This is a genomic window from Corallococcus sp. BB11-1 (genome assembly GCF_026626625.1).
Lineage (GTDB): Bacteria > Myxococcota > Myxococcia > Myxococcales > Myxococcaceae > Corallococcus > Corallococcus soli.
The window spans coordinates 173,815-197,879 of the sequence record NZ_JAPNJY010000031.1; the positions used below are offsets into that span (position 1 = coordinate 173,815).

Annotated in this window: 20 protein-coding genes; 11 read left to right on the forward strand and 9 right to left on the reverse strand. The window is 71.5% G+C overall.

What is annotated here, in order from left to right; all coding sequences use genetic code 11:
- Positions 1 to 36 precede the first annotated feature (36 nt).
- From OV207_RS26790 to OV207_RS26810, 5 genes are all read left to right on the forward strand, one after another.
- Positions 37 to 1,950: an AAA domain-containing protein gene (locus OV207_RS26790; RefSeq protein WP_193349046.1), complete on the forward strand. Its 1,914-nt coding sequence runs from the start codon at positions 37 to 39 to the stop codon at positions 1,948 to 1,950.
- Positions 1,951 to 2,157: 207 nt separating this feature from the next.
- Positions 2,158 to 2,346, forward strand: coding sequence for a hypothetical protein (locus OV207_RS26795; protein ID WP_267557925.1), 189 nt, complete (start codon positions 2,158 to 2,160; stop codon positions 2,344 to 2,346).
- A 71-nt stretch (positions 2,347 to 2,417) separates the two neighbouring features.
- Positions 2,418 to 3,299, forward strand: coding sequence for an alpha/beta fold hydrolase (locus OV207_RS26800; protein ID WP_267557926.1), 882 nt, complete (start codon positions 2,418 to 2,420; stop codon positions 3,297 to 3,299).
- Positions 3,300 to 3,531: 232 nt separating this feature from the next.
- Positions 3,532 to 6,531: a choice-of-anchor D domain-containing protein gene (locus tag OV207_RS26805; protein WP_267557927.1), complete on the forward strand. Its 3,000-nt coding sequence runs from the start codon at positions 3,532 to 3,534 to the stop codon at positions 6,529 to 6,531.
- Between the two features lie 134 nt (positions 6,532 to 6,665).
- Positions 6,666 to 8,252 (forward strand): serine/threonine protein kinase, encoded by a 1,587-nt coding sequence (locus OV207_RS26810; RefSeq protein ID WP_267557928.1) that lies wholly within the window; start codon positions 6,666 to 6,668, stop codon positions 8,250 to 8,252.
- Positions 8,253 to 8,421: 169 nt separating this feature from the next.
- On the opposite strand, the gene OV207_RS26815 is transcribed toward OV207_RS26810, so the two are convergent.
- The 3 genes from OV207_RS26815 to ttcA are packed head-to-tail and all read right to left on the reverse strand — an operon-like array spanning position 8,422 to position 10,919.
- Entirely contained in the window at positions 8,422 to 9,246 is an 825-nt protein-coding gene (locus OV207_RS26815; RefSeq protein ID WP_193349041.1) for a phosphate/phosphite/phosphonate ABC transporter substrate-binding protein, read from the reverse strand.
- Between the two features lie 12 nt (positions 9,247 to 9,258).
- Positions 9,259 to 10,083: a tellurite resistance TerB family protein gene (locus OV207_RS26820; RefSeq protein ID WP_193349040.1), complete on the reverse strand. Its 825-nt coding sequence runs from the start codon at positions 10,081 to 10,083 to the stop codon at positions 9,259 to 9,261.
- Positions 10,062 to 10,919: a tRNA 2-thiocytidine(32) synthetase TtcA gene (ttcA, locus tag OV207_RS26825; RefSeq protein ID WP_193349039.1), complete on the reverse strand. Its 858-nt coding sequence runs from the start codon at positions 10,917 to 10,919 to the stop codon at positions 10,062 to 10,064. The genes OV207_RS26820 and ttcA overlap by 22 nt, the downstream gene beginning before the upstream one ends.
- 65 nt (positions 10,920 to 10,984) lie before the next feature.
- On the opposite strand from ttcA, the gene OV207_RS26830 reads away from it, so the two are divergent.
- Positions 10,985 to 12,154 carry a ribonuclease D gene (locus OV207_RS26830; protein ID WP_193349038.1) on the forward strand — a complete coding sequence of 390 codons (1,170 nt, stop codon included), beginning with the start codon at positions 10,985 to 10,987 and terminating at the stop codon, positions 12,152 to 12,154.
- Positions 12,155 to 12,425: 271 nt separating this feature from the next.
- Positions 12,426 to 12,692, forward strand: a complete 267-nt coding sequence (locus OV207_RS26835; RefSeq protein WP_227027321.1) for a hypothetical protein — start codon at positions 12,426 to 12,428, stop codon at positions 12,690 to 12,692.
- Between the two features lie 29 nt (positions 12,693 to 12,721).
- Here OV207_RS26835 and OV207_RS26840 read toward each other — a convergent pair whose 3' ends face one another.
- Positions 12,722 to 14,227, reverse strand: a complete 1,506-nt coding sequence (locus tag OV207_RS26840; RefSeq protein WP_267557929.1) for a carboxypeptidase M32 — start codon at positions 14,225 to 14,227, stop codon at positions 12,722 to 12,724.
- Positions 14,228 to 14,269: 42 nt separating this feature from the next.
- Here OV207_RS26840 and OV207_RS26845 point away from each other — a divergent pair, with 42 nt between their 5' ends.
- Positions 14,270 to 14,815, forward strand: coding sequence for a hypothetical protein (locus OV207_RS26845; RefSeq protein WP_193349035.1), 546 nt, complete (start codon positions 14,270 to 14,272; stop codon positions 14,813 to 14,815).
- Between the two features lie 64 nt (positions 14,816 to 14,879).
- On the opposite strand, the gene OV207_RS26850 is transcribed toward OV207_RS26845, so the two are convergent.
- Positions 14,880 to 16,508, reverse strand: coding sequence for a peptide chain release factor 3 (locus OV207_RS26850; protein WP_267557930.1), 1,629 nt, complete (start codon positions 16,506 to 16,508; stop codon positions 14,880 to 14,882).
- Between the two features lie 129 nt (positions 16,509 to 16,637).
- Here OV207_RS26850 and OV207_RS26855 point away from each other — a divergent pair, with 129 nt between their 5' ends.
- On the forward strand, positions 16,638 to 17,036 hold the full coding sequence (locus tag OV207_RS26855) for a RidA family protein (RefSeq protein WP_267557931.1): 399 nt from the start codon (positions 16,638 to 16,640) through the stop codon (positions 17,034 to 17,036).
- Positions 17,037 to 17,228: 192 nt separating this feature from the next.
- Entirely contained in the window at positions 17,229 to 18,137 is a 909-nt protein-coding gene (locus OV207_RS26860; RefSeq protein ID WP_267557932.1) for a helix-hairpin-helix domain-containing protein, read from the forward strand.
- Between the two features lie 66 nt (positions 18,138 to 18,203).
- Here the strand turns inward: OV207_RS26860 and OV207_RS26865 are convergent, their stop codons facing one another.
- Positions 18,204 to 20,369, reverse strand: a complete 2,166-nt coding sequence (locus OV207_RS26865) for a Kelch repeat-containing protein (protein ID WP_267557933.1) — start codon at positions 20,367 to 20,369, stop codon at positions 18,204 to 18,206.
- Between the two features lie 137 nt (positions 20,370 to 20,506).
- On the opposite strand from OV207_RS26865, the gene OV207_RS26870 reads away from it, so the two are divergent.
- On the forward strand, positions 20,507 to 21,448 hold the full coding sequence (locus tag OV207_RS26870) for an MBL fold metallo-hydrolase (RefSeq protein ID WP_267557934.1): 942 nt from the start codon (positions 20,507 to 20,509) through the stop codon (positions 21,446 to 21,448).
- 6 nt (positions 21,449 to 21,454) lie between these two features.
- On the opposite strand, the gene OV207_RS26875 is transcribed toward OV207_RS26870, so the two are convergent.
- From OV207_RS26875 to OV207_RS26885, 3 genes are read right to left on the reverse strand one after another with little or no spacing between them, the layout of a single operon-like run.
- Positions 21,455 to 22,249: an ABC transporter permease gene (locus OV207_RS26875; protein WP_267557935.1), complete on the reverse strand. Its 795-nt coding sequence runs from the start codon at positions 22,247 to 22,249 to the stop codon at positions 21,455 to 21,457.
- Positions 22,250 to 22,253: 4 nt separating this feature from the next.
- Positions 22,254 to 23,057 (reverse strand): ABC transporter permease, encoded by an 804-nt coding sequence (locus OV207_RS26880; RefSeq protein WP_267557936.1) that lies wholly within the window; start codon positions 23,055 to 23,057, stop codon positions 22,254 to 22,256.
- Positions 23,054 to 24,064 (reverse strand): ABC transporter ATP-binding protein, encoded by a 1,011-nt coding sequence (locus OV207_RS26885; RefSeq protein ID WP_193349028.1) that lies wholly within the window; start codon positions 24,062 to 24,064, stop codon positions 23,054 to 23,056. Before OV207_RS26885 ends, OV207_RS26880 begins: the two co-directional genes overlap by 4 nt.
- Position 24,065 lies beyond the last annotated feature (1 nt).

A 24,065-nucleotide genomic window follows, 5' to 3' on the forward strand; every position in this document is an offset into this window, starting at 1 on the left:
GGCCGCCAGGGCGCCTGTGGTGGCATGACCTGCCCCATGGCCCGTGACGTCTCGTTCTTCGACAAGCTCGGCTCGCTGCTCGCCCAGGAACGCGAGGCCGAGAAGGCCCGCACGGTCGCGTTCGCGCAAGGGTTGTCCCTGCGCGAGCGCGAGGAGCAGGGCCTGTCGGTGCTGGACCTGGAGACCGTCGAGGAGGAGGTGGGCCTGGGGGGCCGCATCCTCCTCACGCTCGCCCGCGCGGACCGGGGGCGCCTGCCCACGCGCCTGTCCAACGGCGACTTCGTGGCGGTGCTGCCCCGCCGCGCGGAGGTGAAGGACCCGGCGAAGGCGCTCGTGTCGCGCGCGTCCTCCACCCGCATCCAGCTCGCGTTCGACCGGGATCCGCCCGCCTATATCTCCGAAGGGTTGCTGCGCCTGGACGTCGTCCCCAACGACATCACGTACGAGCGCATCCGGGCGGGCCTCCAGCGCGTGAAGGCCCTGGACAAGGGCGCCGAGCGGCACAAGCGCGAGGTGCTGCTGGGCAACGAGCCCCCGCGCTTCGACAACGCGAAGGACTTCACCCCCACCCGCCCGCTCAACCCGGAGCAGCTGGACGCCACGAAGCGCGCGCTGGCCGCGGAGGACTTCTTCCTGGTGCACGGCCCTCCCGGCACCGGCAAGTCCACGGTGCTCGCGGAGGTGGCCGCCCAGGCCGTCGCACGCGGCGAGCGCCTGCTGTGCACCGCGGCCAGCAACGCCGCCGTGGACCACCTGCTGGAGCTGTGCCTGGAGAAGGGCCTGCGGGCCATCCGCGTGGGCCACCCCGCCCGCGTGGCCGCGCGGCTCCAGGAGCACACGCTGGACATCGTGGTGGAGGAGCACCCGGACCGCATCATCAGCCGCGACCTGTTCGATGAAGCCTTCGACCTGTTCGGCTACGCGCGCCGCCAGCGCAGCCAGGGCCGCAGCCGCGAGCGCTTCTCCAACGCCCGCTCGTCCACGGCGGAGGCCAAGGACCTGATGGATGAGGCGCGCAAGCTGGAGAAGAAGGCCGTGAGGGCCGTGCTCGCGCGCTCGGACGTGGTGTGCGTCACGCTCGCGAGCCTGGGCTCCGGCATCCTCGCCGGAGAGGAGTTCGACCGGGCGCTCCTGGACGAAGCCACCCAGGCCACCGAACCGCTGGCCCTGCTGGGCTTCCTGCGCGCGCCCAAGGTGGTGCTCGCCGGGGACCCGCAGCAGCTGCCGCCCACCGTGCTGTCGCAGGAGGCGTCCAAGGCGGGCCTGGGCGTGAGCCTCTTCGAGCGGCTGCTCAAGGACCACGGCGACGACGTGAAGCGCATGCTGCGCGAGCAGTACCGGATGAACGCCACCATCATGGCCTTCCCGTCGCGGGAGATGTACGCCGGCGAGCTGCGGGCCCACCCGTCCGTGGCGGAGCGCACGCTCGCGGACGTGCTCGCGCCCGGCGCGGAGGTGGACGCCCCGCCGGTGCTCTTCCTGGACACCGCCGGCAAGGGGTTCGACGAGGAGGTGGAGCCCACCACGCACAGCCTCTTCAACCCGGGCGAGGCGGACTACGTCGTCGCCCGCGTGCGCCAGTTGCTGGCGCTGGGCCTGTCCCCGCGCGAGGTGGCCGTCATCGCCCCGTACAGCGCCCAGTCCCGCCAGCTCCGCGAGGCGCTGGAAGCGGTGCACCCGGAGGTGGAGGTGGACACCGTGGACGCGTTCCAGGGCCGGGAGAAGGACGCCGTCCTCGTCAGCCTCACCCGCTCCAACAGCGAGGGGCAGTTGGGCTTCCTCAATGACCTGCGCCGCATGAACGTCGCGCTCACCCGCGCCCGCCGGCACCTGTTCGTCGTGGGGGACTCCGCCACCCTGAGCAGCCACGCGTTCTACGCGCGCTTCATCGAAGGCACCCAGACCGACGGCGGCTACCGCTCCGCCTGGGAGTGGCCTGACCCGGTCTGAAACATGTTTGTCATTCCAACGACTTCGGGTTGCCCTGCGGGGCTACGCAAGGAGTGCGACCCAGGCGCCCGAAAATTGTCGGCTCGCTGAACGAATTTTGTCACTCGTGCGGCCGCAAGACGGGGAGATGGCCGGATATCAGGCGTTTGGCTCAAGCCCAGGGGTCGGCACGAAGGATGCTTCTGTATCGGGGCAAGGAGGGACCCCATGTCCCAAGCGCCTGTGGTGACCAAGGAGAATGACGTCTGGGTGATTCGGATTGAGCGGCCCAACGGCAAGGTCCAGGAGTACCGCTGCGCCACGGAGAGCCAGGCCCGGCAGTTGGCGCTGGTGCTCGGCCGTCCGGACTCGGGGGCCCCGCCGCGCCCCGCCGCGCCGTCCAGCAGCGCCGCCTGAGCGGGCCCGCGCGCGCGGCGCCTTGAGGCCCACACCGCGTTGCTGACACACGGGCAGGAGGAGCCACCTCCATGCCCACCGCCCCCTTCGAATCACGCACCCTGGACGCCGAGGGCCTGCCGCTGCACGTGCGCCAGCGCCACCCGGGCGGCGACCCCGCCGTGCTGTTCCTCCACGGCTGGCTGGACCACTCCCACAGCTTCGACCCGCTCTGCGAGCACCTGCCCCCGGACTGGCGCACGGTGCTGCTCGACTTTCGCGGCATGGGGCAGAGCGGCCACCTGGGGCCCGGCGCCACGTACCACTTCAGCGACCACCTGCTGGACGTGGAGGCCGCCCTGGACGGCCTGGCCCTCCCCTCCGTGCACCTGGTGGGGCACTCGTTGGGCGGCATCGTCGCGCTCGCGTACGCCGCCGCGCGCCCCGAGCGCATCCTGAGCCTGACCCTCATCGAGAGCCTGGGCCCCTCCGGCGGCCCGCCCGAGGGCGCGGTGCAGCGGCTGCGCGGCTTCCTGGACGACGCGCGCCGCCCCCCCAACCGCAAGCGCTACCCCTCCGTGGAGGCCGCCGCGGAGCGCCTGCGTCAGGCGAACCCCACCCTGTCCCCGGACGCGGCCCGGCTCTTCGCCCACCACGGCACCCACCCCACCCCCGAGGGCGAGCACGCCTTCACCTTCGACCCGCGCCACCGCCGCCGCTTCGGGCAGGGCTTCGACGAGTCCCAGTGGCTGGCGCTGGAGGCCGCCGTCACCTGCCCCGTCCAGATCCTGCGGGGAAGCCAGGGCCTGTCCCCTTCCCCGCCCCTCCTCCAGGGGCGCCTGGACGCCTTGCGGACGCTCGTGGGCCCACCCCAGGTTTTCGAGGGCGGCCACCACGTCCACCTGGAGCAACCCCAGGCCATCGCCGCCGCGATCGCGACCTTCGTGCAGGGAAACGTTCGCTATCCCCCCTGAAAAGATGGGGGTGAGGGTTGGCAAGAGGTCGGGAAAAACCTTTCACCCTCCAGGGCACCCTGGTTCCCTCCAGCGCTCACTTGGCCGCCGTGGCGTGCCCCAAGTCCTTGATTTCAGGTGGGTGACGCCGCCGCCCGCGCGACGGCACGGCTCTTGGATCAGGAAGGCCCGCGAGAGATTACGTGTCCCGGGCATCCGTGTGCGTGTGGTGTGGAAGGGTGGGGAGCGGACAATGGTGATGGGGTGGAGGGGTCGGTTCGTCCTGCTGGCGTCGCTGATGGCGGGGACGATGGCGTGTCACGAAGAGGACCAGACCCGCGGGGTGCAGGCCACCGCGGTGCTGGACATGGAGGCGCTCGACTTCGGCGAGGTGCCGGTGGGCGAGTGGCGTGAGCGCGAAGTGCGCATCCGCAACGTGGGCTACGTGCCCTTCTCCGCGCTGGAGGCGCTGGGGCTGGGCAACAATCCGTCCTACCAGGTGGAGCTGACCGAGGGCGGCGGCCGCGTGCCGCCGGGCGAGTCGCACGTGGTGAAGGTGCGCTTCCACCCGCTGGCCGAGGGCCCGGTGGAGGAGACGCTGCGCGTGACGACGGACGCCAACGTGGGCTCCCTCAACCAGCTGCCCGTGCGCGGCATGGGCACGCCCACGCCCATTGGCGTGCACCCGCCGCTGCTGGACTACGAGACGCTGGAGGTGGACAGCGACCGCGTGCTGGAGGTCACCGTCACCAACCCGGTGGACCTGCCCCTGACGCTGAAGGTCGCGGGCGACCAGGCGGATCCGTTCACGCCGGACACCATCACCGTGCCGCCCAACAGCACCCAGGTCGTGCGCACGAAGTACCTGCCGCGCGCGCTGGGGCAGATGGGCGCCCGGCTGGAGGTCGTGTCGTGCGAGACGTGCACCCCGTCCGTCGTGGACCTGAAGGGCAACTCCGTGGCGAGCGCCTTCGCGTTCGACCCGGCGCCGGTGCCCTTCGACGAGATTCCGGTGCACGAGCGCACCGAGTCCTTCACCCGGGCGCGCAACATCACCTGGCGCCCGGTCACCATCTCCGCGCTGGCCACCAGCGACCGCGCCTTCTCGCCGCTGTCCAAGCCCGAGGGCGCCACGGTGCAGCCGGGCGAGGTGGTGGAGATGCGGATGGAGTTCGCCGCGCGCTTCTCCGGCCCCAACGTGGGCAACCTCACGGTGGCGTACGCGTCCGACAAGGCGCGTGAGGCCCGCGTGATGCTGGACGCGCGAGGCGGCCGTCCCACGCTGGCCGTGGCCCCGGTGGCGCTCGACTTCGGCGAGCTGCCGGTGGGCGGCAAGGTGGAGCAGGTCATCCGCATCACCAACGCCGGCAGCAACGGCCCCCTCACCTTCACCGGCGTGCGCGCCGACGGCGACGCGGCCCAGTTCACCGTGGGCACGCCCACGCGCGGCATGCAGGACTACCCGTGGAAGGGCGGCACCTGGCCCACGCTGGAGGCCAACGGCCTGCAGATCGCCCCGGGCGCCGACGCGCTGGAGCTGAAGGTCTACTTCGAGCCCAAGGCGGAGGGGCCCTTCACCGCGACGCTCTACGTGCAGTCCAACGACCTGTTCACGCCCGAGCGCGCCATCACCCTCACGGGCCGCGCCCGTGCGAGCGGCCCCTGCGTGTACGAATTGCTGCCCCAGCCGTCGCTGGAGTTCGGCAACGTGGCCCCGGGCCGAGGCGCGGTGCTGGGCTTCTACTTCCGCAACCCGGGCCGGGCCGAGTGCGCCATCAAGAACGTGCACCTGTCCAACGACGCCGGCGGCGTGTTCACCATGCCCGGCGGCCCCATCACCGGCGGCGTGGTGCTCTACGACACGGCCTTCAGCTCCATGATCTCCTTCCGGGCGCCCACCACGGGCGGTGAGTTCAACGGCGAGCTCCAGCTCACGGTGAACAACCCCGCGTTCCCCACGGTGACGCTGCCCATCCACGCCGTGTCGCAGGCGTCCTGCCTGGTCGCCACGCCGTCCTTCGTGGACTTCGGGCCCATCCGCTACGACTGCGCCGCGAAGCCGCGCAAGACGTTCGTGTCCAACCGCTGCAGCGAGCCGCTCACCGTGACGGACGCCGTCATCGGCAACGGCACGAGCAACCAGTTCTCGCTGATGACGCCCGTCAGCGCGCCCGTCACCCTGGCGCCGGGCCAGGGCTTCGAGATGGAGGTGAACTACGCCCGCAACGTGCTGGGCCAGCACTTCACCCCCATGTACCTGCGGGCGGACACGGAGCCCAACGGCTTCCTGGTTCCCCTGCTCGCGGAGACCAACCACGAGGGCATCCAGGTGGACCGCTTCACGCAGGGCACCGACAGCCAGCTGGACGTGCTCTTCGTGGTCTCCAACACCACCACCATGGACACCTACCAGCAGCGCCTGAAGGCCGCGATTCCCGGCTGGCTGGAGCGCGCGAAGGAGCTGAACGTGGACGTGCGCGTGGGCGTCACCAGCACCGGCCTCGTGCAGCGCGGCGGGCTGTGCGGCGGCGGCGCCAACGGCGGTGAGGCCGGTCGCCTCTTCCCGGTGGACGGCAGCCGCGCCCGCGTCGTGTCCGGCACCAGCGCCAACGCGGCGGCCACCATCCAGGCCAACCTGGGCGTGGGCCTCTGCCACAACCTGGTGCAGGGCCTGGAGACGATGCGCCAGGGCCTGTCCGCTCCGCTGTCCGAGCAGGCCGACGACGTCCGCACCGCGCAGCCCAACGACGGCAACCTGGGCTTCACCCGCGCCGCGGCCCGCATGGCGGTGGTGGTGCTGGCGGACGAGGACGACCACTCCGGCTTCGAACCGGACAGCTACATCCAGTTCCTCCAGACGCTGAAGGGCACGGGCATGTCCCAGCGCAGCAACCTGCACGCGCTCATCCCCACCAGCACCGCGTGCACCACCGCCGGCCCCAACGGGGAGCGCTTCGCCGCCGTCGCGAGGGGCACGGGCGGTTCCGTGGGCTCCATCTGCGAGGGCGACTACCGGGGGTTCCTGGATCCCATCATCCAGCAGGCCGGTGAGCCCCAGGCGGACTTCACCCTCACCGCCCAGCCGGACGGCACCGCGGAGCTGAGCGTGCGAGTGAACGGCCGCGTGGTCCCCGCCAACCAGTGGCTGTACGACGCGGGCCGCAACGCCATCATCTTCAACCCGGGCTCGGTGCCCACCCCGGGCCAGGCCGTGGAGATCCGCTACCGCAGCGTCTGCGCCCCCACGCCGTAAGGGAGCCCCAAGGCTCCGCGGACCCGTGACGCACCGCGGCCGGGCCGGTCCCCCAAGGGGCCGGCCCGGTTCGCGTTTTCCGGCGGGGCGGACTTTTGAGTTCGGCCCGGGCGCGGCTATCGTCCCCGGCCGGAGTGGAAACGTTCGGCCGCTATGAATTGCTGCGCAAGCTGGCCACCGGCGGCATGGGGGCCGTCTACCTTGCCCGACAGAAGGGGCCGGTGGGCTTCCAGAAGCTCCTGGTGGTGAAGCGGCTGCTGCCCCACCTGTCGGAGGACGACGAGTTCCTCCAGATGTTCCTGGACGAGGCGCGCATCGCGGCGCTGCTGAACCATCCGAACATCGCGCAGATCTACGAGATGGGGGATGTGGACGGGCAGTACTACATCGCCATGGAGTACGTGCACGGAGAGCCCCTGGGCTCGCTGGTGCCGCGCGCGTCCGCGCACCCGGGCGGGTTCCCGCTGGGCCTGCGCTGTCGCATCATCGCGGAGGCGGCGGCGGGGCTGGACGCGGCGCACAACGCGCGCAGTCCGTCCGGGCGCAAGCTGTCGCTGATCCACCGGGACGTGTCGCCACAGAACGTGCTCGTCGGCTTCAACGGCGGCGTGAAGCTCATCGACTTCGGGGTGGCGAAGGCGCAGGGGAAGCTGTCCCAGACGGTGGTGGGCACCATCAAGGGCAAGCACGCGTACATGTCCCCGGAGCAGGCGCGGGGCGAGCCGCTGGATGCGCGCTCGGACGTGTTCGGGCTGGGGACGGTGTTCTACGAGCTGCTCACCAACGGCCGCCTGTTCAAGCGTGAGTCGGAGATGGCCACGCTCAAGGCGGTGGTGGGCTTCAAGATCATCCCGCCGTCGGAGGCGGTGCCGGGCATCCCCAAGTCGCTGGACGCCATCGTGTTCAAGGCGCTGGCGCGCAAGCGCGACGACCGGTTCTCCACCGCGGGTGAGCTGCAGCTCGCGCTGGAGGAGTTCCTCCAGCAGGAGAAGCTGCACGGCACCAGCGCGCACCTGGCCGCGTTCATGCGCGACGTGTACGCGGAGGAGCTGGAGGAGGAGCGCTTCGCGGCCGAGCCGACGATGATCTACTTCGACCCGCGCCTGATGGCCCGGCCGGGCAGCCCGGCCCCGAAGGCGCCACCGGCCCCGGGCAAGACGCCCGCGAAGCCGCCGCCTCCTCCGGAGGCCTCGGCCGTGAGCCAATCGTCGACGAAGGCCGCGAGCTCCCCGGAGGACTCCGGGGTGGCCCGCCCTTCGGAGCGGCCGGTGCGCACGCGGGAGAACTCCGGCCTGAGCCGCCCGGAGGCGCGGCCCGTGCGCACGAAGGAGAACACCGGCTTCAGCCACGCGGACACGCGACCGGTGCGGGGTGACGAGGACACGGGCGCGAAGCCCGCCGCGCCGCCGCCGGAGGGGCCCGTGGAGTTCAGGCCGACGGCGAAGCCCGTGCGCGCACCGGAGGGGGCACCTGGCGGCGGCAGCCGCTCCGCCTCCAAGGCCGTGCGCGCCTCCGACGGCGCGACCGACAGCCGCTCCGCCTCGAAGCCCGTGCGAGCCCAGGAAGGCGCGGCCGACAGCCGGGCCGCTGCCAGGCCCGCGCATGCGCCGGAGGACTCCGTCGGAGGAAAGGCGCCCGCGAAGTCCGCCCGCGCCGCCGAAGGCTCCGTCTCCCAGGCCCGGCGCCCCGCGCGCGGCAACGGGCCGGACTCCGACAAGTAGCAACCCGGCGGGCGCGGGGGCTCACCGCCGGTGCGGTGCCTTCGCCTAAACCGGAGGGTGCGGGGGCTCACCGAGGGTGCGGTGCCTTCGCCTGACGTGCGCGCGTGATGACGCGGAGCGCGAGCAGCCTCCGCGCGCCGCCCGGGTCACCCGGGCGAAAGCAGCCGTCCTACAGGCTCGCCAGCGCCACGCGGTACAGCGCCCGGTAGCCCATGCGCGGGGCGATCTCGAAGCGCTCCGCGTTGAAGATGTCGCGCAAGAGCGCCTGGCCGTCCGGCGTGGCCGGCAGCCCCAGCAGCGCCGACTCCAGCGAGGCCACCAGCGGCGCCGGCAACCCCATGGCCACGGGCACGCCGTCGTTGGGCGCCTCGTCCGTGTAGGCCAGCAATTCGAAGCGCGAGCCCATCCCCTTGCCCAGCACATCCTCCACGCCCGTGGCGAACGACAGCCCGGTGGAGGCCGGCGGACAGAACACGCTCGTCACGTCCGCCCTCCCCTCCAGCACCGCCTCCAGCGCGCCCTGGTAGGAGCCGGTGAACTGCTGCGACACGAACGCCCGCGACGGCTCCAGCCCCTGCGTCTTGAGGAAGGCGCTGGGCAGCAGGTAGCCCGCCACCGAATCGCGGTCCACCCACGCCGCCTTGGCGCCCTTGAGCTTCTCCAGCGTCAGCCCGGAGCCCGCCCGGCCCACCAGCGCGGAGCGGTAGCTGGACATGCCCCGGCGCACCCCGCGCACCAGCACCCTCACCCCCATGGCCTCCATGCGCGCACACACGAAGGGCGGCGCCCAGGCGGCATCCGCCCGCCCGGACAACAGGTCCTTGGCGAGCGTCTCGTAGCTGGTGGCGACTCCCACCTCCACGAGCTTGCCCAGCGCGCGCTGGAGGAATGACGCGAGCCGTTCCGCGCGCTCGCGCGCCGTCTCACTGCCCAGCGACGGCGGCAGGCCGAAACGGAAGGAGTGCCGCGAACCTGAGGGGACGTGCGGGGTCATGCCACTCCCTGCTTACCCTTGCTGGTCCAACCGCGCCACTTCATCGTCAGCCAGACCGAACGTCGCCTGGAGCAGGTCCAGGATGCGCTGCTCCGCGTGGCTCGTCCTCCCGGACGCGTGGGCGATCTTCGTGGCCAGCTGGTACGCCTTCATCCGCTGGGAGTGCGTGGCCAGCCCGTGCGCCAGGGCGTGCAGCCGCTGCGGCAGCCCGTCCGACGCCAGCGCCGCCACCGACTCGCTGACGAAGCCCTGCGCCCGCTCCGGGCTCACGTTCTGGAAGAGCGGATCCGCCGCGAAGCTCTCCACCATCGCCCGGGCCTCCGCCTCCTTGAGCTGGCCGTCCGCCGCCAGCACCAGCACCATCACCTCCGCGAACAGCCGCTCCAGGGGCTCGCCCAGCGCCTCGGACAGGCTGCCCCCCTGCTCGATGACGTCGATGATCTGCGCGACCTCGTCCTCGGAGATGCCCAGCGCCGCCTGGAACGTCTTCAGCAGGCCCAGCTCCGAGCGCGTGGCGCGTTGATCCGCCAGCGCCACCGCCGCCGCCAGCCCGAACGCCAGCATCCGGTTCTTGTGGTCCGGCAGCCGCCGGCGCAGCGACGCCAGCACCTCTTCCAGGTTGCGCGCCTCCGACAGCCGCACCGCGCTGGACTCCACCAGCAGGTTCAGCTCCCCGGCCTGCGTGCCTTCGAACTCCGGGCGCTCCAGCACCCGCGCCAGCAGCGTCTGCATCTCGCGCTGGGACACGCTGCCGTCGGCCATGGCGGCCAGCAGCATCGCCTCCACCAGCGCCGCGTTGCGCTCCTTGCGCGTCTTTACTGCCTGCTCTCGAGCCATGGGCTGGCGCTCCCTTGCGTGTCGTCGGTGGTGGGGGGAAGCCCGGGCACGGCCTCGTGCGCGTTCAGCGGGTCCGGGTTCAGGGTCTTGTCCAAGAGGTGCGTGGGCCGCACGTTCGACATCGCGTTGAGCAGGCTCTGGCGGACGTTGGGGATCTCCTTGCCCAGGTCCTCCACCAGCTTCTGCATCCGCTTGCGCTGCAGGTTCTCCTGCGAACCGCACAGGTCACAGGGGATGATGGGGAACGCCTTCGCCTGCGCGAACTGGATGATCTCCTTCTCCGGCGCGTAGCACAGCGGCCGGATGACCACGTTGCGCCCGTCGTCGCTCTTCAGGAGCGGCGGCATCGCCTTGAGGCTCCCGGCGAAGAACATGTTCAGCAGCATCGTGTGGATGAGGTCGTCGCGGTGGTGGCCCAGGGCGATCTTGTTGCAGCCCAGGTGCACGGCGGCGTTGTAGAGGATGCCCCGGCGCAGCCGCGAGCACACCGAGCACTGCGTCTTCCCCGGCGGCGTCTTCTCCAGGACGATGCTGTAGGTGTCCTCCTTCAGCATCTTGTAGGCGTACCCCTCGCGCTGGAAGTAGCCCTCCAGCACGTGGCCCGGGAATCCAGGGTGTCCCTGATCCAGGTTGACCGCGAGGAGGTCGAACTTCACGGGGGCCCGCCGCTGCAGCTCCCGCAGCAGGTGGAGCATCGTGTAGGAGTCCTTGCCCCCCGACACGCCCACCATGATGCGGTCTCCGGCCTCGATGAGGCGGAAGTCCGCGATGGCTCGGCCCATGTGGCCGAGCAGGCTCTTTTCAAGACGTTGGGCGTCGTTCATCGGCGGGGCCATCCTAGCGGCGGTTCGGGAAAAAACACGTCAAAGGGGCGGGCGGGTCCGCTAGCCTGCTCTCCGCGATGCCGACCTTCCCTCAAGGTGCCCTGGACGTGGTGGACGCAGCCGGCGCGGAGGCGGCCACGCGCGTGCTCGAATCCGCGCCCGAACTGGCGGTGGACCTGGAGGCGGACGCGATGCACGCCTTCCGCGCCCGCCTGTGCTTCCTCCAGCTGGGCACCGACACGGACATCTTCCTCTTCGACACGCTCCAGCCAGGCGTGGATCCGCGCCTGCTCGTCCCCCTGATGGGGGATCCGGAGCGCACCAAGTTCTTCCACGCCGCGCAGGGCGACCTCCAGTACCTCGCCGAGGCGGGCGTGCGCGTGCGCGGCCTCTTCGACACGCACCGCGCGGTGACGCTGCTGGGCTGGCCCAAGGTGGGCCTGGCGGACCTGGCCCGTGAACGCCTGGGCATCGAGCTGCCGAAGGAGCACCAGCAGTCCGACTTCTCCCTGCGGCCCCTGCCCCCGGGCATGCGCGACTACATCGCCAACGACGTGCGCTACCTGTGCGAGCTGGGCCGCCAGGTGCGCGACGCGTGCCGCGAGGCGGACATCCTGGAAGAGGTGCTGCTGGACTGCGCGCGCATGTGCGACGAGGCGGCGGCCCGCCCGGAGACGGGCGCCGAGTACAAGCCCAAGCTGTCGCGCAGCGGCCTGTCCTCGGCGCAGTACGCGCTGGCGCACGCCATCGCCCAGGGGCTGCACAAGCAGCGGCTGGAGTGGGCGGAGAAGGACAACGTGCCCATGGGTCGCATGCTGTCCAACATGGCCATCACGGACCTGGCGCTGAAGCAGCCCAACACCCACAAGGACCTGGCGCGCGCGGCCGGCGTGCGCGGCGCCGTGGTGCGCGCCCACGGGGACGCCATCCTGGCCCTCATCCGCGAGCAGCAGGAGAAGGCCGCCCGGGGAGAGCTGGACCTGGACCGCGAGCCCAAGGGTCCGCGCGACCCCCACCGGCGCAAGCGCGAGGACGCCCTCAAGGCCTTCCGCATCGAACAGGCCACCGCGCGCAAGGTGACGCCCAGCGTGATCCTCACCAACCCGCTGATGGACGCGCTCGCGGCGCACCCTCCCGCGACCGCGGAGGCGCTGTTGGAGCTGCCCTACTTCGGGGAGAAGCGGCGGCGGCTGTACGGTGACAAGCTCGTCGCACTGCTGGCGCCCTACCCAGTGCTGGGAACCTGACGTTTCCCGGCACGAAAGGGCGGTCCGGCGAAAATCGCCGGAATCGTCCGGGCATCCGTGGCCGGGCCCGGTGTCCAGGGGTCTAGGGGGCGGTTGTCCAGACCCCATCTGAGCCCGGAGTGCAGGTTGCCCGGACAGCGGGCATGCGTACCTTTGTCGCCTCACCAGGGAGGGCGTGGTCATGTTGGGAGCCAGGACAGGTGGGGCGAGGACAGAGGTCTCCCGGTGCATCGCCGCGAGCCTGCAGTGCCAGACCTCCTGCGAGGAGGGCATGGCCCGCCTGAAGGCCCAGGGTCTCCCGGCGGATGACGACGCCGTGCGCCTGCTGCGCCAGTGCGCGGAGCTGTGCGAGCTCAACGTGCGGGCCCTCCAGAAGGAGAGCCGGTTGTCGCGGCGCACCGCGAGCCTGTGCTTCGAGCTGGGCAGCCAGGTGGCGCGCGCCGCGTGGCTGGAGGCGCAGGACCCGGCCTCGCATGCGCTCGCGCGGGACGCGCTGCACCTGGCGCGCGCGTGCCGTCCGCTGGTGTTCGCCGCCTGAGTCCTTCGCGGGCGGCCCGGGACACCCCGCTACAGCGCCACGCCGTACAGCGCGCCGTACTTGGCGCGCAGGTACGCCAGGAAGTCGCGATCCGTCAGCCCTTCGCCGGTGACGGCGCGCACGCGGTCCTCGGCGTGCAGCCGGAAGCCCTGCGAGTGCACCTGGGCGCGCAGCCACCCCCTCAAGGGCGACGTGTCCCCCTGGGACAGGCGCGCCTCCAGGTCCGGCAGCGCGCGCCCGGCCGCGGCGTGCAGTGACGCGGCGTAGAGGTTGCCCAGCGCGTACGTCGGGAAGTAGCCCAGCTCGCCCCAGGCCCAGTGGATGTCCTGCAGCACGCCCTGCGTGTCGTCCGGGGGCGTGAGGCCCAGGTAGCGCCGCATGCGCTCGTTCCACGCGGACGGCAGCTCCGACACGGGCAGTTCGTCCCGCAGCAGCGCCAGCTCCAGCTCGTAGCGCAGGACGATGTGCAGGTTGTACGTCACCTCATCCGCCTCCACGCGGATGAGCGACGGCGTGACGTGGTTGATGCCCGCGTGGAAGCCGTCCAGGTCCACGTCCGCCAGCGCCTGCGGGAAGGCGTCCTTCAGCGCGGGGAAGTGGTGCACCCAGAAGGCGCGGCCGCGGCCCACCAGGTTCTCCCACAGGCGGGACTGGGACTCGTGCAGCCCCATGGAGGGCACCGCCGCCAGCGGCGTGCGCAGGTGCTCCGGGGAGAAGCCCTGTTCGTACAGGCCGTGGCCCGCCTCGTGGAGCGTGCCGAAGAGCGCGGCCAGCGGGTGCTTCGCGTCCAGGCGCGTGGTGAGCCGCACGTCGTTCGCGTGCTGGCTGTTGGTGAACGGGTGGATGCTGACGTCCTGGCGGCCCGCCTCCAGGTCGAAGCCCACCGCCTCCAGCAGCCGCATCGTGAAGCGCCACTGCTGGTCGGTGTCGTAGGTGCGCCCGTCCAGGAACGCGGGCGCGGGGCGCTTCACCTGCGCGAGCGTGCCCACCATGGGGATGAGCGCGTCGCGCAGCGCGGTGAGCACCGGGGTGAGGCGCTGGACGCGCATGCCGGGCTCGAAGCCTTCGAGCAGCGCGTCGTAGCGCTCGCCGTCGTGGCCCAGCGCGTCCGCCTGCTCCCGCCGCAGGGCCAGGAGCGCCTCCAGCGCGGGCTGGAAGCGGGCGAAGTGCTTCGCCTCGCGGGCCTCGCGCCAGGCCTGGATGCCGGCGCCCTGGGCCTCCGCCAGCGCCGTCACCAGCCGGGCGGGCAGCCGCACCGCGCGCTCCCGGTCCTCGGTGAGCACGCGCACCATGGCCCGCTCGTCGGGCGTCAGGGCCTGGGAGGCAGGGCCCGGCTCGCTGGCGCGGGCCAGCGCCTCGCCCAGGCGCGGATCCACCAGCCGCTCGTGCTGGAGGGCCTGGAGGGTGGAGAGCTGCCAGGCGCGGGCGGTGGCGCCCTTGGCGGGCAGGTAGACCTCCCGATCCCAGGAAGCCAGGTTGATGACGCCGTGCAAGTCACACAGCTCGTGCATCCGGGAGCGCAGCCAAGTGTCCATGGCTGTGTTTCTAGCGTGCTTCCAGGATATGAGGACGCCGCGATGGCCAACATCCTCCAATTCTTCATGGCACCCGACGATGAGGTCGCCTTCTTCCGTTTCCTCGAGCGTCACGTGCTGGAGGTCTACCCCCGGCGCGTTCCCGCGGACTGGAAGCCCTTCCGCGCCACCATGGAGAACGTCCCCCACCTGCCGGAGGAGGACCTGTACCTGGTGGCCAGCGACATCGGCCCGGCCCTGGTGGACAAGGTGAAGCGCGGGCCGGACAAGGGCTCGTGGCGCATCGACGAGGTGCGCTCCCCCGTCATCTTCATCATGCGCTCGCGGCGCAACGAAGAGGGCGAGCTGCTCAGCGGCCAGATGTGGGTGGAGCTGGAGGTGACGTCCCAGACGGGCCGGCGCGACGCGGCCCCGGACAAGTTCCGCCGCCTCTACCTGGAGGTGGAGGAGTTCATCAAGAAGACCTTCCGCCGCGGTGACCCGAAGGACTTCTTCGTGGGCCCCAAGGCCGCGCGCCTCTTCAAGCAGGACGGCCTGGTGCTGCGCGACTCCGCCTTCCGGGGCGGCACCGTGGTGCCGCACAAGTAGCGCGGCCGGGACACGGGGGAGGCGCCTCTTTTCCGCCTCTCCTCCCAGGCCCCGTGCGTCGTCGCTAGCTGCCGGTGGCGACCGGGGTCGCGGCGCGGATCATCGGCGCCTCGGTCACGAACTTCAGCTCCGGGTGCTTGTCCTCGGCGTGCTGGAGCGCCCAGTCGTCGCGGAAGAGCACCAGGGGCAGCCCGTCGCGGTCCTGCACCGTCTGCCGGTTGCCCTCCCAGTCGAACGAGCGCGGGTCGAAGTTCGCGCCCACCACCCAGCGGGCGTGGCTGAAGGGCAGCCGGTCCAGGGCGATGCGCGCGCCGTACTCGTGCTCCAGGCGGTACTGCAGCACCTCGAACTGGAGCGCGCCCACCACGCCGACGATGGGGTCCTTCATGCCCATGCTCAGCTGCTGGAAGATCTGCACCGTGCCCTCTTCGGACAGCTGCTCCAGGCCCTTCTCCATCTGCTTGCGGCGCAGCGGGTCGCGCGAGCGCACCACCGCGAAGAACTCCGGGCTGAAGCGCGGCACGCCCTCGAAGGCCACGTCCGTGGCGCCCTCCGCCAGCGTGTCCCCGATGCGGTACTGCCCCGGGTCGAACAGGCCGATGACGTCCCCCGGCCACGCGTCCTCGATGGAGGTGCGCTCGGCCGCCATGAACTGGCTGGGCTTGGCCAGCCGCACCTCCTTGCCCAGGCGCGAGTGGAACGCGTTCATGCCCTTGACGTAGCGGCCGCTCACCACGCGCATGAACGCGATGCGGTCGCGGTGCGCGGGGTCCATGTTCGCTTGAATCTTGAAGACGAAGCCCGCGAACTTGGGGTTCGTGGGCTCGCGCTCGCCCGTGGTGGTGAGGCGCGCGGAGGGCGCGGGCGCCAGGTCCAGGAACGCGTCCAGGAAGGGCCGCACGCCGAAGTTCGTCATCGCGCTGCCGAAGAACATGGGCGTCAGCTGCCCGGAGTCCGACTTCTCGCGGGTGAACGCGTCGCCGCCGATGTCGAGCAGCTCGATGTCCTCGTGGAGCTTCGCCAGCTCCGACTCGGTCAGCACCGCGTGGATGTCCGGCGAGTCGATGGGCACCGAGCGCTCCGTGACCTCCGACTCGCCGTGCGAGCCCTCCGCGGAGAACACGTGCACCACGCGCGCCTGCCGGTCGTAGACGCCCCGGAACTCCGGCCCCATGCCGATGGGCCAGTTCATCGGGTAGGAGCGGATGCCCAGCACCTGCTCCAGCTCGTTCATCAGCTCCAGCGGTTCGCGGCCGTAGCGGTCCAGCTTGTTGACGAAGGTGAAGATGGGGATGCCGCGCATGCGGCAGACCTTGAAGAGCTTCTTGGTCTGCGGCTCGACGCCCTTGGCCGCGTCGATGAGCATCACCGCGGCGTCCGCGGCGGACAGCGTGCGGTAGGTGTCCTCGGAGAAGTCCTGGTGGCCCGGGGTGTCCAGCAGGTTCACCGCGTGGTCGCGGTAGGTGAACTGGAGCACCGACGACGTGACGGAGATGCCACGCTCCTTCTCCAGCTCCATCCAGTCACTGGTCGCGTGCCGCCGCGCCCGCTTGGCCTTGACGCTGCCGGCCAGGTGGATGGCGCCGCCGTAGAGCAGCAGCTTCTCCGTCAGGGTTGTCTTTCCCGCGTCGGGGTGGGAGATGATGGCGAAGGTACGTCGCCGTGCGACCTCCCGCTCAAGCTCGTTGGCCATGATCCGAGGCCAACTATCACGGGCGGTCTTTCCTTGCAGCTTGCAAGCGGCGCCTGGAGGTCCGGCCGGGCTCCGGCCCTCCCAGAGGCCCCCCGCCGCCCCCTCCCCGCCCCCACCCGGAGTCACGCCATGCAGCGCACCCTCCATTCCACGGCCACCCCCTGGGAGCCCCGCGTGGGCTACTCGCGGGCGGTGCGCGTGGGCCCCTTCGTGTCCGTCTCCGGCACCACCGCCACGGACGCGGCCGGGCAGCTCGTGGGTGAAGGGGACGCATACCGGCAGGCGGCCCAGGCGCTCGCCAACATCCGCGCGGCGCTGGAGGCCGTGGGCGCCCGGATGGAGGACGTGGTGCGCACGCGCATGTACGTCACCGACATCTCCCGCTGGGAAGACGTGGGGCGCGCGCACGGCGAATGCTTCCGGGACATCCGCCCCGCCACGTCCATGGTGGAGGTGAAGGCGCTCATCGACCCGCGCATGCTGGTGGAGATTGAAGCGGATGCCGTGGTGGCGTCCGCCCTGGGCTAGCTGACGCCGGAGGGCACGTCCTCCGGAGCGCCGGGGTCGGGTTCCAGCGAGGCGCCCACGATGTCCGGCAGCGACGCCAGCGCCTCCCAACCGGGCGTGCGTCGGCTGGGGGCGGGAATCGATTGGTCGCGCGGGCCCGTGCGCTCCGGCCGGGTGGCCGTCCTCCGTGGCAGGGCCTACCTTCCAGGTACCATGGGCGTTGAATGGAAGAACAACATCGACATCGCGGATGCGCTGGAGCGGGTCGCGGACCTGCTGGACACCCAGGACGCGATGCCCTACCGCGTGGGGGCCTACCGCAAGGCGGCGGCCACCATCGCGACGTGGCCGGACTCCGTCGCCCACGTGCTCGCGGCTGACGGTGAAGCGGGGCTGCGGAAGCTGCCGGGGGTGGGCAAGAGCATCGCGGCGGCGGTCGCGGAGCTGGTGCGCACGGGGCGGATGGACCTGCTCGAACGGCTGGAGGGGGAGGGCTCTCCCGAGGGCCTGCTCGCCAGCGTGCCCGGCATCGGGCCGGAGCTGGCGAAGCGCATCCATGACGCGCTGGACATCACCACCCTGGAGGCGCTGGAGCTGGCCGCGCACGACGGAAGGCTGGAGCGCGTGGAGGGCTTCGGGCCCCGGCGCGCGGAGCAGGTGCGCGAGGTGCTGGCGGCGCGACTGGAGCGCAACCGGCGAGCGCGTGAGCAGGCACGGTCCCATCGCCGCGAGGATGCGCCACGACCGTCCGTGGAGGCGCTGCTGCGCGTGGACGCGGACTACCGCCGGAGGTCAGCGAACGGGGAGCTGCGCCGCATCGCGCCCAAGCGCTTCAACCCCTCTGGCGAAGCCTGGCTGCCGGTGATGCGCGAGCACATGGACGGCTGGAACCTGCGGGCCCTGTTCTCCAACACGGCGCTGGCGCACCGGCAGAAGACCACGCACGACTGGGTGGTCCTCTACTACGACCAGGACGACATCCGGGGGCAGTGCACGGTGGTGACGGCCCACGGCGGCCCGCTGGATGGACGGCGCGTCGTGAAGGGCCGCGAGGATGAATGCCTCGCGCACTACGGCCGCGGCAAGGCGGAGGAACACGAAGCACCGCACGCGGGAGCCTGAGGCCTCCGTGAGGGGCGGACGGTGCCGCCCCTCGCGAAGGGTGCCTGCCCGTGCCCGGAGGAGGCGTCAGGGCGTGGGCGAGTACACATCCGCGCCGACGCGCGGGCCGCTCGTGCCGCTGCCGCCCACGACGAGCACGCGCCCCGAAGGCAGCAGGGCCAGGTCATGGTGCGTGTTGCGCTGGGCCAGCGTGCCCGCCGGGGTCCACGCACGGGTGGCGGCGTCGTAGACCTCCGCGGAGTCCAGGACGCCCAGGCCCGCGCCCCCCTCTCCCGTCACCACCAGCACGCGGCCGGAGGCCAGCTTGATGGCGTGCGGCAGGTAGCGCGGCGTGCCCAGCGGGGACTCGCTCCTCCACGTCCCCAGGGCCACGTCGTACAGCTCCACGGAGCGCAGCGCGCCGTCCGCCCCCCAGCCTCCCACCACCAGCACGCGCTCACCGTTGCCCAGCGGCACGGCGACATGGCCATAGCGCGCGGTGGCCAGGGCCCCCGTGGACCGCCAGCTCCCGGTGGCCGGGTTGTACAGCTCCGCGGTGGCCGTGACGGCCGCGCCGTCGGTGGAGATGCCGCCCATCACCAGCACCTCGCCCGACGACAGCGGCACCGCGGCGTGGAGCGAGCGCGACCGCGCCATGGCGCCCGTGGGACTCCAGGTGCCGGTGGCCGGGTCGAACAGCTCCGCGCTCGCGAGGTTGGACGCCGAGCCCGTGCCCGACACGCCGCCCGACACCAGCACCTTCCCCGAGCCCGACAGCAGCGTCGCGGTGTGGCGTGCCCGGCGCGTGCCCAGGTCCGCCACCTGCGTCCAGGCGCCGGTGGAGGGTGCGTACACCTCCGAGGCGGACAGCCACGTCGATGCGTCCTTCTGCCCGCCGGTGACGAGCACCCGGCCGTCGCTCAGCGGCGTGGCGGAGTGCAGGAAGCGCGCGGTGCGCAGGGGCGAGGTGTCCTGCCAGGTGTCCGTCGTCTCGTCGTACAGCGCGGCGCTCGCGAGCGCGCTCCCGCCCGCGCCGGCACCGCCCGTGACCAGCACGGCGCCCGTGGGCAGCTGCGTGGCGCTGAGCTGCATGCGCGCGGCGGTGAGGCTCGCGGCCGGGCGCCACGGCAGCGAGGACGGCCGGTAGCGTTCAGCGGAGGCGTTGAGCACCCCGGCCTGGGCCACGCCCCCCAGGACGAGCACCTCACCCGAGGGCAGCAGGGTGGCGGCGTGGCTGATGCGGCGGGTGGCCATCCGCGTCGTCTCCGTCCAGGTGCTGGTGGCCGGGTCGAAGAGCGTGGCGTTCTCCAGGTAGGGCTGGCCGCCGTGGGAGCCGCCCGCGACGAGCACCTGCCCGGAGATGAGGAGCGTGGCGGTGTGGAAGACCCGCAGCGACGGCAGCTCGCCCTTCGGCGTCCAACCGCCGGTGGCCGGGTCGTACAGCTCCGTGGTGGCGGTGGCGAGGCTGCCCACGAAGCCGCCCGTCACCAGCACCTGACCGGACAGCAGCAGCGTCGCGGTGTGGCCCGTGCGCTGGATGCCCATGGGGGCCGCCGCGAGCCACGTCCCGGACGCCGGATCATACAGCTCCGCCGACGTCAGCACGGTGCCGTTGGCGCTGTCGCGGCCCCCGGCGACGAGCACCCGGCCGTCGGACAGCAGCGTCGCGGTGTGACCCACGCGGGGGGCGCCCATGCGGCCGGTCGCGCTCCAGGTGTTCGTGGCGGGGGTGTACAGCAGCGCGGTGAACAGCGCGTTGCCGGCGCCGCTGTCGCCCCCGGCGACGAGCACCCGGCCGTCGTCCAGCAGCGTCGCGGTGTGCTGGGAGCGGGGCAGGTCCAGGCCGCCCACCCCGGTCCAGGTGTTGGTGTCCGGGTCGAACACCTCCGACCCTCCGGCGCCCTGCGCGGAGGTGCCGCCGCCCACCACGAGCACCCTGCCGGAGGCGAGCAGCGTCGCGGTGTGCCGCTGACGGCTGGCCGCCATCGCGCCCAGGGTGAACCAGCGGCCGGTGCGCGGATCATGCAGCTCCGCGGCGGAGGTGCCTCCACCGGCGACGAGCACGTAGCCATTGCGCAGCACGGTGGCGGTGGGGTCCACGCGCACCGAGGCCATGGTCCCAGCGATGCTCCACGCCGACGTGTCGACGAGCGCGGCGGAGCGGGAGACAAAAGACTGTTCATCAGGAGAACAAGCCGAGGCGCACGCAAGCGCGAGCGCGGCCATCAGGCCGTTGAAACGGATCCGCATCATCAGGGGGGTGGTCCTTCACTTCACTGCGAGGGGGAACGGCTTGCGCCGTTGGGGGGCGGCCCCTTAACCCAATTCAAACGAAGACACCACCGGTGAATCCCTTTCAGTCCACATTCCAGCAGCTAGAATTGACGCTCATGAAAGTGAAAGCCGTCCTCGTGGCCTCCTTCGGCGCCCTGCTGCTCGGCTGCGGTGCGGCCCGGCCCGTCGTCCCGACCCACCACCGCTCCCACTCCGTCCAGGAGCAGGGGGACGCGCGAATCGGTGGGTACATCTCCTCCGAGTGGTCGCTCCAGACGGCCTCGTACTGGATTGAAGGCCCCAACGGGCTCGTCTTCATCGACACGCAGCTGCTGCCGTCGGCGCTGCGCAAGCAGATGGCGTTCGCGAAGGAGCGCACCGGCAAGGAGGTCAAGCTGGCCATCATCCTCCACCCCACCCCGGACCGCTTCAACGGCACCGCCCTGCTCAAGGAGCTGGGCGTCCCGGTCCTCACCTCCGACCAGGTCCGGGCCCGCATCCCCGCCGTCCACGCGAAGTGGGCCCCTTCCCTCTTCCAGAAGTACTGGAACGGCCGCTACCCCCGGGAGCTGGTGCTCGCGGACGGCTTCGGTGACAGCACCCGCGAGCTGAGCGCGGCGGGCCTCACGCTGAAGGCCCACGTCCTGGGCGCGGGGTGCAGCCCGGAGCACGTGGTCATCGAATGGGAGGGCCACCTCTTCACGGGGGACCTCGTGGCCCGCGCCACGCACCCCTGGTTCGAGGACGGCCGGGTGGACGCGTGGCTCCAGCGCCTGGACGAATTGCGCGCCCTGAAGCCGAAGTGGATCCACCCGGGACGCGGCCTCCCCGGGGGACCGGAGCTGCTGGACGCACAGGCGGCCTACCTCCAGGCCGTGGTGGAGGAGGTCACCGCGGAGCGAAGGGCGGCCCACCCCAGCAGCGACCCCATCGCCACCGTCATCCAGGAGGTGACCCGGCGCTTTCCCGACCACCACCTCCCCACCCTGCTGCCCGCCCTGGTGAAGGGCGAGTGGGCCCGCCAGGCGCCCCGGCCTTCCGCCACGCCGCCGCCGTAGGACGGCTCAGCTGCTCGCGGACGTGTAGTGGCCAATGGACAGCAACCACACCCGCCGCGCCACCCACGCGAACACCACGGAGCCCGCCACCGAGCCCGCCAGCCACGTCCACGGCAGCCGCCCCAGCATCGCGAGCGCGGGGAACGTGGTCATCAGGGCCAGCGGGATGATGAAGGTGAACACCATCGCCAGCGCGCCCCGGAACACGGAGGACGGCCAGCGGGCCGCGTCGAAGATGGACGTGAACAGGTACGTGAGGTTGTCCACCTTCACCACGAAGAACGCCGCGCTCACCACGAGGATCCACAGCGAGTAGAGCAACAGCACGCTGGTGCCCAGCAGCACCAGCGCCGCCAGCAGGCCCGGCAGCGACGGCCAGCGCCCCAGCGACACGAACGCGTAGATGAACAGCCCCACGCCGGACAGCACGTTCATCGCGCGCCACGGCAGGAAGCGCTGCGTGGACACCAGGAACTGCGCGTCCGCGGGCTTGAGCAACACGAAGTCCAAGGTGCCCTTGCGGATGTGCTCCACCACGCCCGTGAGGCTGGGGCTGATGGCGCCCTCCAGCACGCCCTGCAGCAGCGTGAACCAGCCCACCACCAACAGGGACTCGTGGAAGCTCCACCCCTCCAGGCTCGGCCGCTCCCCGAAGACGACGAACAGCGGCGCCAGCGCCGTGAACGTCCACGCCAGCGACGTCAGCCCCTCCGCCAGGAAGTCCGCGCGATACTGCAGCGCCAGCAGGCCGGAGGCCTTGAGCTGCACGCCCAGCAGTCGCAGGTATCGCTCCAGCTTCACGCGCCTATCCTCCGAACGCCGCGAAGCGCGCCAGGCCCCGCCGCCACACGAGCGTGGACACCACGCCCAGCCCCGCCACCCACGCCCACTGCTTCGCGAGCAACCCCAGCGCCGCGCCCGTCGCGTGCGCCCCCGTCATCAGCTCCACCGGCAACCCCATCTGGTAGCGGAAGGGCAGCACGTCGATGAACGTGCGCGCCCAGGCCGGGAAGAGCTCCACCGGGAACATGTAGCCGGAGCACACGAAGAACAGCACCATGTAGACGTCCATCAGCTTCTGGCTGCTCTCCATGAACAGGCTCAGCGTGCCCATCAGCAGGTTCAGGTAGAACGTGATGAGCCACCCGCCCGCCAGCGAGAGGATGAACATGGCCCAGCCCGCCGGTGACGACGGCACGGCCTGCGCGCCCACCACGTACAGGCTGATGCCCAGCACGGGCGCGACCACCAGCAGCCGCAGCGGGATGCCCGCCAGCACCTCCGTCGCGTAGGCGAGCAGCGGGGAGATGGGCCGCAGGAGGCGCATCGCCAGCGTGCCCTGCTTCACCTCGTAGCTGAGCAGCCACGCCACCCAGCAACTGGTGACCTGCCGCACGCAGAAGGCCGCCAGGAAGTAGCCGACGAACTCCTCCTGCCCGAAGCGGCCGACGGGCGCCGTACGCGCCACCGCCGACCACAGCGCCAGCATGATGAGCGGCATCGTGGTGGCGAACACCCAGACGATCATCTCCGCGCGGAAGGCCACGGCCTCCGCGAAGCCGATGCGCAGGAGCGTGGGCAGCGCCCTCAGCGACGTGCGCAGGCTCATGCGGACACCGTCTCCCGGGCCGCCTCCGCCCGGCGGGCCTTGCCCTCCTGGAACAGCTCGCTCATCACCTCTTCCAGCGGCGCGTTCTCCACCGTCAGGTCCGTCACCGGCAGCGTCGACAGGGCCTGCCCCACGGTGGCGTTCACCGCGTCCTGCCGCACCTGGAGCACCGCCGCGCCGGGCTCGTGCGACACCACCCGCCCCAGCGGGGCCAGCAGGGACGCGTCCACCGGCCGGGCCAGCCGCAGCACCACGCGCTTCTCCGGACGCACGCGCTGCACCAGCGCGTCCAGGCTGCCGTCGTAGGACAGCTGCCCCTTGTCGATGACGATGACGCGCGGGCACAGCGCCGCCACGTCGTCCATGTAGTGGCTGGTCAGGATGAGCGTGGCCCCCGTGGTCTCGTTGTAGGCCTTGATGAAGTTGCGCATCGTGACCTGCATGGACACGTCCAGGCCGATGGTGGGCTCGTCCAGGAACAGCACCCGGGGGCGGTGGATGAGGGCCGCGGCCAGCTCGCACTTCATCCGCTCGCCCAGGCTGAGCTGGCGGACGGGCTTCTGGATGAGGTCCTCCAGCTCCAGCAGCGACACCAGCTCCTCCAGCGTCTGCTTGTACTGGAGGCGGGGCACGTCGTAGATGGCCCGGTTGAGTTCGAACGTCTCCGCGGCGGGCAGGTCCCAGAGCAGCTGCTGCTTCTGCCCCATCACCAGCATGATCTTCTTGAGGAACGCCTCCTCGCGCAGCTTCGGCTCGTGGCCGTCCACGCGCACTTCACCCTCGGAGGGGTGGAGCAGGCCCGCCAGCACCTTGAGCGTCGTCGTCTTTCCCGCGCCGTTGGGCCCCAGGAACCCCACCCGTTCCCCGGCCTTGATATCGAAGGAGATACCGTCCACGGCCTTGACGGACGTGTAGCTGCGGTGGACGAGCGAGCGCAGGGCCGCCTTCAGGCCGGGCGGGCGCTTGTGAACCTGATAGTGCTTGCGCAATCCGCGGACGGAAATCATG